This is a genomic window from Modestobacter versicolor (genome assembly GCF_041028285.1).
Lineage (GTDB): Bacteria > Actinomycetota > Actinomycetes > Mycobacteriales > Geodermatophilaceae > Modestobacter > Modestobacter versicolor_A.
Genome location: NZ_JABGDB010000003.1, coordinates 1 through 13,590 on the forward strand (window position 1 = coordinate 1; position 13,590 = coordinate 13,590).

The following is a 13,590-nucleotide window of genomic DNA, read 5'->3' on the forward strand; positions in this document are numbered from 1 at the left end:
GCGTGGGAAGGCGCGCGAAACCGTGCGTGGGAAGGCGCGCGAAACCGTGCGTGGGAAGGCGCGCGAAACCGCGTGGGGGGAGCGCTCCCGGCGCGTGCACGGGAACGTTCCCACCGGCGCGGGTCGATGAGGCAGCATGTCCCCCGTGACCGACCTGCTCCTGCACGACTGCACGCTGTTCGACGCCGTCGACGGCGTGCTGGTGCCCGACGCCGCCGTCTGGGTCTCGGGCGACCGGGTCGCCGCGGCCGGGCCGGCGGCCGACGTGCTGCCCGCGGCCCCGCCGGACGCCGTCCGGGTCGACCTGGGCGGCGGGTACCTGCTGCCTGGCCTGGTCAACATGCACACCCACCTGTCCCTCTCGCTGCCCGGTGCGGCCGGGGCCCGGGTCGAGGCGATGGGTCCGCACGAGCTGGCGCTCCACATGGCCTCCGGCGCCGAGCGGACCCTGCTGGCCGGGGTGACGACGGTGCGCTGCGTGGCGGAGAAGGACGGCGCGGACTTCGCGCTGCGGGCGGCGATCGAGGCCGGCGAGGTGCGCGGACCGCGCATCTTCACCGCCGGCCGGGCGCTGTGCTGCACCGGCGGGCACGGTGCCGGCGCCACCGACACCCTCGAGTGCGACGGCGCCGACGGGTTCCGGCGCGGCGTGCGCAGCCAGGTCGCGCGCGGCGCCGACCTGGTCAAGGTGATGATCTCCGGCGGCATCGCCGGGGAGCACGAGCAGATCTCCACCCCGCAGCTCACCGACGACGAGCTGGCCGCGGTGATCGGGACGGCGCACGACTGGGGCCGCAAGGTGACCGCGCACGCCGGCCCCGCGGCGGTCATCGCCCGGGCGGTCGCGCTGGGGCTGGACTGCGTGGAGCACGGCTACCAGCTCACCGAGGAGGTGGCCGCCGCGATGGCCGCCGCCGGCACCGCGCTGGTGCCCACGCTGGTGGTCACCCGGTGCGGCGAGTTCTTCGACTCCCTCGGCGTCCCGGCGTGGATGCAGGAGCGCTCGCTGGGTGCCGCCGCGCGGCACGAGGCGAGCTACCGGATGGCCCTGGACGCCGGGGTCGAGGTGCTGCTGGGCAGCGACATGCCGCCGTTCTGGCCGTTCGAGGGCACCACGGCGACCGTCCGGGAGCTCGAGCACATGGCCGGGCTCGGGGCGGCGGCCGGGATGACCCCGGCCCGCGCGCTGCAGGCCGCCACCCTCGGCCCCGCCCGCTGGCTCGGCGCCGACGACCGGGTGGGCAGCATCCGCCCCGGCCGCTTCGCCGACCTGCTCGTCGTCGACGGCGACCCGACCGCCGACGTGTCGGCGCTGCGCTCGCTGCGCTGGGTCATGCAGGGTGGCCGGGTGGCCCGCGACGACGCGGCGGACCCGCACGGGCTGCGCGCTGGCGGCCATGGAGGAGGACCGCGGTGAGCGAGGAGTCCATGGAGCTGTACGACCTGCGGGTGGTCGTCGACTCGATCGGCGGCCGCTCGGTGTGCGGGCTGGCGGTCGGCGACTCCTTCGAGCTGGTCAACTCCGCCGAGCTGCGGATCCCCGACGGCAAGCACTTCTGCGTCTACGCCCTGCAGTCGGTGCTGCCGCTGCTGCCGGCCAAACAGCGCCGGCTGGCGGCCACCGACTGGCTGGAGCGGGACAACCTGGTCGCCTGCCCCGACCCGGAGGAGCGGCTGGTCATGCGGATCGAGCGCACCCGCACGGTGCGGCTGGACCCCGAGGACCTCACGTGAGGACCGAGATCGGCCTGGGCCTGCAGTCGGACAAGGCGCCCGGCGACTACGCCCGGCTGGCCGCGGCCGCCGAGGAGCACGGGATCGACGTCCTGTCGGTCTTCGGCGACCTGCTGTACCAGCCGCCGGTCGTGCCGCTGCTGGAGATGGCCCGGGCGACGTCCCGGGTCCGGCTCGGGGCGGCCTGCTGGAACCCCTACACGGTGCACCCCTACGAGCTCGCCGGGCAGTTCGCCGCGCTGGACCGGGCCTCGGACGGCCGGGCGTACCTGGGCCTGGCCCGCGGCACCTGGCTGGGGGCGCTGGGCGTGCCCCAGCCCCGGCCGGTGGCGCACCTGCGGGAGGCCGTCGCGCTGGTCCGCGCGCTGCTGGCCGGCTCGGCCGACGGCCTGGACGGCGAGCTGTACCCGCTCGCGCCCGGCACCACGCTGCGCTACCCCCTGCCGGCGGCGCCGCCGCGGGTGCTGCTGGGCACCTGGGGGCCGACCACCGCCGCCCTGGCCGGCGAGGTCGCCGACGAGCTGAAGGTCGGCGGCTCGGCGAACCCGGCGATGGTCGGGGTGATGCGCGAGTGGACCGCGGTCGGCGCGCGCCGGGCCGGCCGGCCGGACGACGCCGTGGGCATCGTGGTCGGCGCGGTGACCGTGGTCGACGAGGACGGCGACGCCGCCCGGGCCCGGGCGCGCACCGAGGTCGCCATGTACCTGGCCGTGGTCGCCGGGCTCGACCCGACCGTCACCCTGCCCGAGGGCCTGCTCGACGAGGTCGCCGCCCGGGTCGCCGCCGGTGACGACGCCGGCGCCGGCCGGCTGGTGCCCGACGACGTCCTGGACCTGTTCGCCTTCTCCGGCACCCCGGAGCAGGTCGCCGCCCAGGCCCAGCGGCTGGTCGACGCCGGCGCCGCGCGGGTCGAGTTCGGCACCCCCCACGGCCTGACCGACGACCGCGGGGTCGAGCTGATCGGCACCCGGGTCCTGCCGCTGATCGACCGCGCCACCCCCGAGGAGACCGCATGACCACCCGCACCCCCGGCTCCCGGCCCGAGCCGCCGGCCGCCATCCGGCCGGCCGTGCCGCCGCCGCTGGACGACGCCGTCCGGGCCGAGCGGGCGGCGCGCAACGCCGGCGACCCCACCGTGGAGTTCGCCGAGGCGACGCCGTACGAGACCTACGTCGGGGTGCGGCAGCTCCAGGCGCTGGTCCGCACCGTGACCGACCACCCCGCGGAGCCCGCCTTCCTGGTGGTGACCCAGGTGATGGAGCTGTGGTTCACCCTGCTGCGCCGGGAGTGGGAGCTGGCCCAGCGGCAGCTCCGGGCCGACGACCTGGACGGCGCGATCGGCTCCGTCCGCCGGTCGGTGCACCACCTGCGCTCGTTGGACGCCAGCTGGGGCTCGCTGCTCTGGCTCACCCCGGCCGAGTTCAGCGGCTTCCGCGACTCCCTGGGCGAGGCGTCGGGCTTCCAGTCCTACGAGTACCGGCACGTGGAGTTCCTGCTCGGGCTCAAGGCCGAGTCGGTCGTCCGGCCGCACCGCGGCCTGCCCGTGGTGCACGCCGACCTGCAGCGCGCGCTCGCGGCGCCCTCGCTCGAGGACGACGTGCTGGCCCACCTCGCCCGCCGCGGGCTCCCGGTGCCGGCCGCCGTGCTGGAGCGGGACCGGTCCGTCACGCACGACGCCGACCCGGTGGTGACCGAGCTGTGGGCCGGGGTCTACCGCGACCCACGGCCCGGCAACGAGCTGTTCGTGCTGGGTGAGGCGCTCACCGACGTCGCCGAGGTCTTCACCACCTGGCGGCAGCGGCACGTGCTCGCCGTCCGGCGCTCGATGGGCGCCAAGCCGGGCAGCGGCGGGTCGGCCGGGCTCGCCTGGCTGGAGCGCAGCGCCGCCCGGGTCGTCTTCCCCGACCTGTGGGCCGCCCGCACCGCCCTCTGAGCGGTCAGGCCCGGTCGGTGCGGGCGACGCCCCGGAAGGCCAGCAGCAGCACCGTGACGGACTCCAGGCCGGCCAGCGCCAGCAGCCAGGTGCCCGGGCCGACCGTGGTGGCGCCGAACTCCTGGCTGACCGCGCTGACCACGTCGGCGGTCACGAAGACGACGTAGCAGACGAGCATGCCCGCGCCGGTGGCCAGCAGCGCCAGGCCGAACGGCCGCGCCCCGGAGGCCAGGACGGCGACCGCCCCGGCCACCAGCACCGCGCACGCCAGCAGCAGCGCGACGCCGTGGACGAGCACGACCGCCTCGCCGCCGAGGCCGGTGCCGGTGAACCGCTGCACCCAGCCGGTGTACTCGAGCGCGCCGTCCGCGGTGATCTCGGTGCGGTGGTAGGGCAGCACCGACGCCACCAGCGCGAGCACGGCGGTGACGAGGCCCAGCACGGGCAGGAACGGCGCCCGCCGCTGCGGCCGCGCCGGCGGTGGCGGGGCCCAGGACTGCGGTCCGGGTGCGGGTCCCCAGGACGGCGGCGGTGGCGGGGACGCCTCCCAGTCCTGGCCGGCCGGGTACGGCGGCGACCAGTGCTCCGACCCCGACGACGACCCCGACGACGACCCCGACGACGACCCCGACGACGACCCCGACGGCGGACCGGCCTGGGATCCTCCGGGGTGCCACGGTCGTTCGGGGGTGCCCACCCCCTCAGTGTGCGGCAGCGAGCCGGGGGAGCACCTGCTCGCCGAGCACCGTCACCGCGGCGACCGGGTCCGGGCCCAGCGGCGGGCCGAAGGACAGGTGCGACGCGCCCTGCTCCTGCAGCCAGCGGCACCGGCGCACCACCTCGTCGGCGTCCCCGGCGATGCCCAGCTGCAGCATCGCGGGGGTGACCAGGTCGGTGGCCCGCTCCGGGTCGCCGGCGGACAGCGCCGCCTGGATGTCGGCGAAGTCCGCGACGGACAGCCCGGCGCGGGACAGCAGGTACGGGGAGAACGACGCGCCGTAGTAGGCGATCTTCTCGGCCAGCGCGCGCTCGGCCCGGGCGCCGTCGTCGTCCACGGAGACCCAGAACGCGGCCGCGACGTCGACCTCGGCCGGGTCACGGCCGGCGTCGCGGGCGCCGTCGGCCACCAGGTCCCGGGCGACCGGGAAGTGCTCCGGCGGGTAGAGCAGCGGGAGCACGCCCTCGGCCTCCGCGCCGGCCATCGCGAGCATCTTCGGGCTCATCGCCCCCACGTAGACCGGGGCCGGGACGTCGAGGGCGAACCGCAGGTACGCCTCGGCCGTCCAGTCCGCGCCGGCCCCGGCGACGTCGGCCGGGCGGCCGCCCCGCACCAGGGACCGCACGGCCCGCACCGCCTCGCGGGTCCCGGTGAGCGGCAGCGGGCGGGGGATGCCCGCCCAGCCGAGGAACTCCTCGGCACCGGCGGCCAGGCCGAGCAGGAAGCGCCCGCCGGAGAGCTCCTGCAGGGTGGCGGCGGCCATCGCCAGCTCCGCCGGGTGCACCGAGTACGGGTTCATGATGCCGATGCCCAGGCCGATCCGGCTGGTGCTGGTGGCCGCGGCGGCCACCAGCACCGGCGCCGACCGCAGGAACAGGTCGTCGGAGACCCAGACCTGGTCGAACCCGAGCGCCTCGGCGGCGACGACGAGGTCGACGTACTGGGTGACGGTGAGGTCGTTGTTGAGCCGCAGGCTGGTCCGGCCGGTCATGCGCCGGCCCCGGTGCAGGCGTCCAGTTCGACCTCCACGAGGAAGCCCTCGCCGACCAGGCCGGCGACGAACAGCGTGGTGTTGGCCGGGGCGACGTCGCCCAGCACCTCGGCGTGGGCGCGCGCCGCGCCCTCCCAGTCGGCGCCGGGGGCCAGCAGCAGCCGGGTGCGCAGCACCTGCTCCCGGCCCGCCCCGAGGGTGGCGACGGCCGCGACCGCCCGCTCCAGGCAGGCGCGGGCCTGCGCGTGGGTGTCGCCGGGGTGGGCGACGCCGCCGTCCGGACCGGTGTCGGTGGTGCCGCTGACCGCGACGCAGCACCCGGCCCGGGCGGCGCGGCTGTAACCTGCCTCAGCCTCCCAGCCGGTGCCGTCGAGCACGCGCAGCGCAGGGTCGGGAGGTGCTGGGGACATGTGATCTCTCCGTAACCCAACGGCGGGACTGGGATCGCTACCGTACTGGCGCCTGGGAACGTTCCCAACCGACGCACCGCACGCGCTCTGCCCGCAGCACCACCCCACGTCCTGGAGGTCGTCCATGCGCCGCCCCGTGTACCCCGTCGCCGTGGCCCTCGCGGCCACGCTGGGCCTGTCGGCGTGCGGGGGCGGTGGTGACGACGACGGCGGCTCCGCGAGCTCCGGCGACGACCGCACGCTCGTCGTCGACACCTCCTTCCAGCTGACCACCAGCGACCCGGCCCGGATGTTCGAGCCGACCGGCCAGATCGTCGACCACGTCATCTACGAGACGCTGTTCACCTTCGAGGGCACCGACTCCACGACGCCGCTGCCGCTGATCGCCACCGGCGACGAGGTGTCCGCCGACGGCCTCACCCACACCATGGCGCTGCGCGACGACGTCACCTTCTCCGACGGCACGCCGCTGACCGCCGACGACGTGGTCTTCTCGCTCAACCGGGTCGCGCAGGTCAAGGGCAACCCCTCGTTCCTGATGGACGGCGTCACGGTGGCCAAGGTCGACGACACCACCGTCACCCTCACCACGGCGACCCCCGACCCGGCGCTGCCGTTCAAGCTGACCAACCCGGCGCTCGGCGTGGTCAACTCCGCGGCGGTCACCGAGGCCGGCGGCTCCGCCGACCCGGGTGCCGACACCGCGGACACCGCCGAGGACGCGCTGAACGAGGAGTCGCAGGGCTCGGGCCCCTACGTGCTGGACACCTTCGACGTCCAGGACCAGGTCGTGCTGGTCCGCAACGAGGAGTACTGGGGCGACGCGCCGGCGTACTCCCGGATCGTCATGCGCAACACCGAGTCGTCGGTGCAGTCGGTCAACGTCCGCAGCGGCGACAGCCAGCTGGTGCTCGACCTCTCCGCCGACCAGGCCGCCGACCTCGGTGGCGACGTGACGGTGGACAGCAGCGCCTCGGCCAACGTCTTCTTCGTCTACACCAACAACGACCCGGCCGTGTCGCCGATCACGTCGAACCCGGCGTTCCAGGAGGCCGTCCGCTACGGCATCGACTACGAGGCGCTCGTCGAGCTGGCCGGGGAGGGCGCCAGCCAGACGCCCGGCGTCATCCCCACCACGTTCCTCGGCGCCCTGGACCCCTCCGACGCCGTGGCCCGCGACGTCGACCGGGCGAAGGAGGCCCTGGCCCGCTCCGGGGTCGCCGACCCGACGGTGACGATGAGCTACCCCAGCGACGTGCAGGTCAACGGCCTCGACTTCGGTGACCTCGCCGCCGCGGTGCAGCAGCAGCTGGCCGAGGTCGGCATCACCCTGGAGCTGGCGCCCGCCCCGGTGCAGACCGCCCTGGAGGGCTACCGCGCCGGCACCGAGCAGATGGGCCTGTGGTCGTGGGGCCCGGACTACCCGGACCCGTCGGACTACCTGGTCTTCACCCCCGGCCAGCTGGTCGGGCTGCGCGCCGGCTGGCCGGCCGGGGCCGACCCCGAGCTGGAGCAGGCGGCCGCGGCCGTCGCCTCCGAGTTCGAGGAGGGCGCCCGCACCGAGCAGTACACCGCGATCCAGCAGCGGCTCAACGAGGTCGGTCCGTTCTACCCGCTCATCCAGCCCGCCCAGGTGCTGGCCTACTCCTCGTCGCTGGACGGGGTGGCCTTCAACCCGAGCTGGACGGTCGACCTCGCGGACCTCGGCTGAGCACCGCCCTCCCGCCGCGGGCCGGGGCCGGGCAGCTGCCCGGCCCCGGTCCCGGGCGTGCGGACGACGACGACGGTCCGGCACCGGTGGCGCCGCGGGCACCGTGGCGGCACCGCGCGCTGCTGCGCTTCGTGCTCCGACGGCTGCTCGCCGGGCTGCTGCTGTGCCTGGGCGTCACGCTGGTGTCCTTCCTGCTCACCCAGGCGGTCCCCGGCGACCCGGTGACGGCCAACCTCGGTCAGCGTGCGTCGGAGGACCCGGCCGCGGTGGCGGCGTTCCGGGCGGCCAACGGGCTGGACCAGCCGCTGCCGCAGCAGTACCTGACCTACCTGGGCAACCTGCTGACCGGCGACTTCGGCGACTCGCAGCAGACCCGCAACCCGGTCGCCAGCGACCTCGGGGAGAAGGTGCCGGCCACCATGGAGCTGGCGCTGGCGGCCATCGTCATCGCCGTGGTGCTCGGTGTCGGCTTCGGCATCGTCGCCGCGCTGTACCGGGACCGCTGGCCGGACCAGGTGCTGCGCGTCCTCTCCCTCACCGGCGTCTCGGTGCCGACCTTCTGGCTGGCGCTCATCGCCTACTACTGGGTCTCGTTCAAGGCCGACCTGCTGCCCGCCGGCGGCCGGCTGGCCCCGGGCGCCCAGGCCCCGGAGCAGGTCACCGGGCTCTACACCGTCGATGCGCTGCTGGCCGGTGACTGGGCGACCTTCGGCGACGCGGCGGCCCACCTGGTCCTCCCGGCGATGGTGCTGGCCTCCTTCACCGTCGGGGTGCTGCTCCGCTTCACCCGGGCCTCGGTGCTGGAGGTGCTCGGCGACGAGTACGTGCGGGCCGCCCGCGCCAAGGGCCTGCCGGAGTTCACCGTGGTGCGCCGGCACGTGCTCCGTCCCGCGCTGGTGTCGGTGGTGACGGTGACCGGCGTGGCCTTCGCCGGGCTGCTGTCGGGCACCGTGCTGGTCGAGCAGATCTTCAGCTGGCGGGGCCTCGGCGCCTACGCCTACACCAGCGCGCTCGCCCTCGACCTGCCCGCGATCATGGGCGTCAGCGTCGTGGTCGCGATCATCTACGTCCTGCTCAACCTGGTGGTGGACCTGTTGTACGGCGTCATCGACCCGCGGTTGCGTCAGTCGTGAGGGGCTGGTCGTGACCGCCCCGGACCCGCTCGTCGTCCCGGCCGCGCCGCTGGCCGGCGACACCGACGTCGCCGCAGTGGCGGCGCCGACCGCCGCCCGCACGCTGGCCCGGTCCCCGTGGCGCCGGCCGCTGGGGCTGATCGGGCTGGTGGTGATCGTGCTGTGGGTGCTCGTGGCGATCGCCGCGCCGCTGCTCGCGCCCTTCGACCCGCTGGCCCAGGTCGCGCCCAAGCTGCTGGAGCCCTCCGGCGAGCACTGGTTCGGCACCGACAACCTGGGCCGCGACGTGTTCTCCCGGGTGCTCTACGGCGCCCGCCTGTCCGTGCCGCTGGCGATCCTGCTGGTGGTGCTGGCCACCCTGGTCGGCTCGGTGCTGGGCGCGGTGGCCGGCTACTTCGGGCGGTGGGTCGACGCCGGCATCATGCGGCTGACCGACCTGGTCTTCGCCTTCCCGGGCATCATCCTGGCCATGGCGGTCACCGCGGCGCTCGGGGCAGGGCTGCGCAACGCCGTCCTGGCCTTGGTCGTGGTCACCTGGCCCTCCTACGCCCGGGTGGTGCGCGGGCTGGTGCTGTCCACCCGCGAGCAGGACCACATCCAGGCCTCCCGGCTGCTGGGCTCCTCCGCGCTGCGCACCCTCGCCGTCGACGTGCGCCCCACCGTGCTGGGGCCGGTTCTGGTGCTGTCCGCGCTCGACGTCGGCAACGCCGTCCTGCTGCTGTCCGGCCTGTCCTTCCTGGGGCTGGGCGCCCGCCCGCCCGCGCCGGAGTGGGGTGCGATGGTGTCGGCCGGTGCCCAGGTCTTCGACAGCTGGTGGGTCGGCCTCTTCCCGGGCCTGGCGATCCTCACCGTCGTGCTGGCGTTCAACTTCCTCGGCGACACCCTGCGTGACGCCCTCGACCCGCGCACCGCGCGCGCCCTGCGCGGATGACCGGCCCTGGGGAGGGAACGCCGTTGCTCGAGATCAGCGGCCTGCGGGTGGAGCTGCCGCACCGGTCGGCGGGCATGGTGCCCGCCGTCGACGGCGTCGACCTGCACGTCGGCCGGGGCGAGGTGCTCGGCGTCGCCGGCGAGTCCGGCAGCGGCAAGACGATGACCGCGCTGGCGACGCTGGGGCTGCTGCCGCACGGCGCCCGGACGTCGGGGTCGATCCGGCTGGCCGGCCGGGACCTGCTCGGGCTGCCCGCGCGGCAGTTGCGCGACGTCCGCGGCAAGGAGGTGGCGATGGTCGCCCAGGACCCGCGCACCGCGCTGCACCCGATGCTCACCGTCGAGCGGCAGCTCACCGAGCACCTGCGCCACCACCACGGCGTCGGCCGCCGGGCCGCCCGGGCCGAGGCCGAGGAGCTGCTGGACCAGGTGCGGATCCCCGACCCGGGGAAGGCGCTGGCCCGCTACCCGCACGAGTTCTCCGGCGGCATGCGGCAGCGGATCGCGATCGCCTCGGCCCTGGCCGGGCGGCCCGAGCTGCTCATCGCCGACGAGCCGACGACCGCGCTGGACGTCACGGTGCAGGCCGGCATCCTGCGGCTGCTGGACCGGCTGCGCCGGGAGCGGGGCCTCGCCGTCCTGATCATCACCCACGACCTGGGGGTGCTGTCGTCGCTGGCCGACCGGCTGGTGGTCATGTACGCCGGGCGGGTGGTCGAGACCGGCACCACCGCCGAGGTGCTCACCGCGGCCCGGCACCCGTACACCCGCGGCCTGCTCGACGCCCTGCCCGAGGGCGGCACCGCCACCATGCGGCCGATCCCCGGCAGCCCCCCGGCGCTGGGCGCGGTGCCGGCCGGGTGCCCGTTCCACCCGCGGTGCGCGCACGCCCGGGAGTCCTGCCGGCAGCAGGTGCCCCCGCTGCTGGAGATCGGCCCCGCCCGGGAGTCGGCCTGCCCGGTCGACCCCTACGCCCCCGTTCCGCTGCAGGAGGTGCGATGAGCATCCTGACCGCGACCGACGTCGAGGTGACCTACCCGGGCGCCGGGTCCCCGGTCCGCGCGGTGGCCGGCGTCGACCTGGCCGTCGAGGCCGGTGAGGTGCTGGGCCTGGTCGGCGAGAGCGGCTGCGGCAAGTCCAGCCTGGCCCGCGCGCTGGTCGGGCTGGTGTCGCCCAGCGCCGGCACGGTGACCTTCGCCGGCGAGCCGGTGCAGGCGCTGCGCCGCCGGGCCCGGCCGCGGGCGCAGCGGCGGCTGCAGATGGTCTTCCAGGACCCCTACAGCTCACTCAACCCGCGCCGCCGGGTCGGCGCCCAGATCAGCGACGCCATCCGGCTGTCCGGCGGCCGGACCGGGTCCGACCGGGTCGGTGCGCTGCTGGAGCGGGTGGGCCTGGACCCGGCGATGGCGACCCGCTACCCGCACGAGTTCTCCGGCGGGCAGCGGCAGCGGATCGCGGTGGCCCGGGCGCTGGCCGCCGACCCCTCGGTGATCGTGGCCGACGAGCCGATCTCCGCCCTGGACGCCTCGGCCCAGGCCCAGGTGGCCAACCTGCTCGTCGGACTGGCCAAGGAGGAGGGGGTCGCCGTCGTGTTCATCTCCCACGACCTGGCCATCGTGCGGCAGGTCGCCGACCGGACGGCGGTGATGTACCTGGGCACGATCGCCGAGGTCGGGCCCACCGCGACGCTGTGGAACGACCCCCGGCACCCCTACACGCAGGCGCTCATCGCCGCGGTGCCCACGCCGGACGGCAGCGGCCTGCTGCCGGCCGACCTGCCCGGCGACGTGCCCGACCCCTCGGCCCCACCGCCGGGCTGCCGCTTCCACCCGCGCTGCCCCGTCGTCCAGGCCGAGTGCCCCACCTGGGAGCCGGTGCTCCGGCTGCAGGGCCCCGGCCACCGCGCGGCCTGCGTGCTCGCCCCCGACCTCGAGGCCGCAGGCGTCCCGGTGGGTGCCCGGTGAGCGCGTGGGACGACGTCCAGGCCCTCGGCGCGGAGATCTGGGCGTGGCGGCGGCTGCAGGCACCCCGGTCCCGCGACGACATCCCCCGGATGGAGCGGCCGCCGACCTGGGCGCCGGACTTCTCCCGGGCCGCCGTGGCCGCCGCCCGCGAGACCCGCGCCGGGTTCGCCGCCCGGCTGGCCGCGATCGACCTCGCCGGCGCGGACGTGCCCACCCGGGTGGACGCGGCACTGCTGGGGTCGGCGCTCGCCCGGGTGCACTGGGAGCTGGACGTGCTGCGCTCCTGGCAGCGCGACCCGTCGTTCTGGGTGGACCAGACGCTGGGCACCGTCTTCGACGCCCTGGTGCAGCCGCCGCCCTTCGACGAGGACCGGGTCACCGCCCTGCGCACCCGGCTGACCGCCGTCCCGGGCGCGGTCGCGACCGCCCGCGAGGTGCTCACCGGGCACGCCGAGCGCGAGCTGGCCGGGGTGGCCGTCGCCATGCTCGGCGACGCCGGCAGCCGGCTGACCACCGCGATCGGCGCCCTGCCCGCGCCGGTGGCCGCGGAGCTCGCGGAGGTGGCCGCGGTCGCCGGGGAGGCGCTGGACGGCCTCACCCGGTGGCTCACCGACACCGGCCCGGGGATGCCGGCGTTCCGGCCGGTCGGCCGGGAGGCGTTCACCGCCTTCCTCCGCCAGGTGGCGCTCGCCCCCGAGCCGCTGGACTGGATGGTCGCCGCCGGGCGCACCGAGTTCGCCCGGGCCGTGACGATGGAGGCGGTCGCTGCCGCCGCGGCGGCCGACGTGCCGGTGCCGCCGCTGCCGGCGTCGGTGGCCGACCACGTCGCCGACGAGGTGCGGGCCGAGGCCGAGGTGCGCGCCTGGTACGCCCAGCGGGGCCTGCTGCGCATCCCGGCCGAGCTGGGCGCCTACACCTTCGTGCCGCGCCCGCCCTGGCTCGAGCCGCTGGTCGGGCTGGGGGTCACCGACGACCTGCTCGGCCCGTCCCGGGTGGGCCAGGACCCGGTGGCCTACGCCCCCGACCCCGCGCCGGACCTGCCGTTCTTCTACCGGGCCAACATGCTCGACCCGCGGCTGGGCGTGGCCCACGAGGGCGTGCACGCCGTCCAGCTCGCCTGGTCCTGGACCCATCCCGACCCGCTGCGCCGCGAGTACACCGACAGCCTCGCCAACGAGGGCCTCGCCTTCTACGACGAGGAGATGCTGCTGGACTCCGGGCTGTGGTCCGACGCGCCGCACAGCCGGGTGGTGGTCGCCCGCTTCCTCCGGCTGCGCGCCCTGCGGGTCGAGGTCGACGTCCGGCTGGCCACCGGCGAGCTGACGATCGACGGGGCCGCCCGGCTGCTCGAGGAGCGGGTGCCGATGGACCGGGAGACCGCCCAGGAGGAGGCCGCCTTCTTCGCCGGCACGCCCGGGCAGGCGCTCACCTACCTGGTGGGCAAGCTGCAGATCCAGTCGCTGCTGGCCGACCTGGTGGCCGCGCAGGGCGACGCCTTCGACCTGCGGGCCTTCCACGAGCGGCTGTGGCTGGAGGGCAACGTCCCGCTGGCCCTGCAGCGCTGGGAGCTGCTCGGCACCGAGCCCGACCTCCGGGGCTAGGGCAGGCCGGCGGCGGGGAGCTCCTGCTCGTGGTGGTGGCAGATCAGCCAGCCGTCGCCGGCCCGGCGCAGCACGTCGGTCACCCGGGCGGTGCTGGTCGTGCCGTCGGCGTACCCGACGTCCAGCAGGTGCCGGCACCAGGCGACCTCGCCCACGCCGTCGACCAGCACCTCCCGCGGGGTCAGCGTGGCGACCGCCGGGCCGGTGGCGGGGGCGTCGACCCGGCCGGCCCGGACCGCGTCGAGGTCGGCGGTGCCGTGCAGCAGTGGCGCGTGGTCGTGGTTCCAGATGGTGACGTTCCCGTCGAGCACCGTGTCGACGGCCCGGGCGTCACCGGTGAGGAAGCCGGCGTAGACGGTGGCCACGGTCGCCCACACCGCCTCGCCTGCCTGCTGGTCCAGGGCGCCTCGGACGGTCACGGTCGGGTCGGCTGGGATCTGCACGGCACCAGGTTAGCGAGTTCGT

At 76.0% G+C, this 13,590-nt stretch carries 14 protein-coding genes; 10 read left to right on the forward strand and 4 right to left on the reverse strand.

The features are described from left to right. Positions 1-145: 145 nt before the first annotated feature. Genes HL054_RS11205 through HL054_RS11220 form a run of 4 tightly spaced genes read left to right on the forward strand, consistent with a single transcriptional unit; the run spans position 146 to position 3,667 of the window. Positions 146-1,417, forward strand: a complete 1,272-nt coding sequence (locus HL054_RS11205; protein WP_369139084.1) for an amidohydrolase family protein — start codon at positions 146-148, stop codon at positions 1,415-1,417. Next, a complete protein-coding gene (locus HL054_RS11210; protein WP_369139085.1) occupies positions 1,414-1,734 on the forward strand; it encodes a TIGR04076 family protein in 321 nt (106 codons plus the stop codon). Before HL054_RS11205 ends, HL054_RS11210 begins: the two co-directional genes overlap by 4 nt. Beyond that, positions 1,731-2,750 (forward strand): LLM class flavin-dependent oxidoreductase, encoded by a 1,020-nt coding sequence (locus HL054_RS11215; RefSeq protein ID WP_369139086.1) that lies wholly within the window; start codon positions 1,731-1,733, stop codon positions 2,748-2,750. The genes HL054_RS11210 and HL054_RS11215 overlap by 4 nt, the downstream gene beginning before the upstream one ends. Next, positions 2,747-3,667, forward strand: a complete 921-nt coding sequence (locus HL054_RS11220; RefSeq protein WP_369139087.1) for a tryptophan 2,3-dioxygenase — start codon at positions 2,747-2,749, stop codon at positions 3,665-3,667. Before HL054_RS11215 ends, HL054_RS11220 begins: the two co-directional genes overlap by 4 nt. 4 nt (positions 3,668-3,671) lie before the next feature. On the opposite strand, the gene HL054_RS11225 is transcribed toward HL054_RS11220, so the two are convergent. From HL054_RS11225 to HL054_RS11235, 3 genes are all read right to left on the reverse strand, one after another. Beyond that, a complete protein-coding gene (locus HL054_RS11225; RefSeq protein ID WP_369139088.1) occupies positions 3,672-4,109 on the reverse strand; it encodes a hypothetical protein in 438 nt (145 codons plus the stop codon). A gap of 259 nt (positions 4,110-4,368) precedes the next feature. Further along, positions 4,369-5,376 (reverse strand): LLM class flavin-dependent oxidoreductase, encoded by a 1,008-nt coding sequence (locus tag HL054_RS11230; protein ID WP_369139089.1) that lies wholly within the window; start codon positions 5,374-5,376, stop codon positions 4,369-4,371. Next, positions 5,373-5,786, reverse strand: a complete 414-nt coding sequence (locus HL054_RS11235) for a Rid family hydrolase (RefSeq protein ID WP_369139090.1) — start codon at positions 5,784-5,786, stop codon at positions 5,373-5,375. The genes HL054_RS11230 and HL054_RS11235 overlap by 4 nt, the downstream gene beginning before the upstream one ends. A 124-nt stretch (positions 5,787-5,910) precedes the next feature. On the opposite strand from HL054_RS11235, the gene HL054_RS11240 reads away from it, so the two are divergent. The 6 genes from HL054_RS11240 to HL054_RS11265 all read left to right on the forward strand — a co-directional run bounded on the left by HL054_RS11240 (position 5,911) and on the right by HL054_RS11265 (position 13,125). After that, positions 5,911-7,497 (forward strand): ABC transporter substrate-binding protein, encoded by a 1,587-nt coding sequence (locus tag HL054_RS11240; protein ID WP_369139091.1) that lies wholly within the window; start codon positions 5,911-5,913, stop codon positions 7,495-7,497. Between the two features lie 86 nt (positions 7,498-7,583). Further along, positions 7,584-8,630, forward strand: coding sequence for an ABC transporter permease (locus tag HL054_RS11245; protein WP_369139092.1), 1,047 nt, complete (start codon positions 7,584-7,586; stop codon positions 8,628-8,630). A 10-nt stretch (positions 8,631-8,640) separates the two neighbouring features. Beyond that, positions 8,641-9,561 carry an ABC transporter permease gene (locus HL054_RS11250; protein WP_369139093.1) on the forward strand — a complete coding sequence of 307 codons (921 nt, stop codon included), beginning with the start codon at positions 8,641-8,643 and terminating at the stop codon, positions 9,559-9,561. After that, a complete protein-coding gene (locus tag HL054_RS11255; protein WP_369139094.1) occupies positions 9,558-10,562 on the forward strand; it encodes an ABC transporter ATP-binding protein in 1,005 nt (334 codons plus the stop codon). Before HL054_RS11250 ends, HL054_RS11255 begins: the two co-directional genes overlap by 4 nt. After that, entirely contained in the window at positions 10,559-11,524 is a 966-nt protein-coding gene (locus HL054_RS11260; RefSeq protein WP_369139095.1) for an oligopeptide/dipeptide ABC transporter ATP-binding protein, read from the forward strand. The genes HL054_RS11255 and HL054_RS11260 overlap by 4 nt, the downstream gene beginning before the upstream one ends. After that, entirely contained in the window at positions 11,521-13,125 is a 1,605-nt protein-coding gene (locus HL054_RS11265) for a DUF885 family protein (RefSeq protein ID WP_369139096.1), read from the forward strand. The genes HL054_RS11260 and HL054_RS11265 overlap by 4 nt, the downstream gene beginning before the upstream one ends. Here the strand turns inward: HL054_RS11265 and HL054_RS11270 are convergent. Then, entirely contained in the window at positions 13,122-13,568 is a 447-nt protein-coding gene (locus tag HL054_RS11270; protein ID WP_369139097.1) for a nuclear transport factor 2 family protein, read from the reverse strand. The genes HL054_RS11265 and HL054_RS11270 overlap by 4 nt on opposite strands. Positions 13,569-13,590 lie beyond the last annotated feature (22 nt).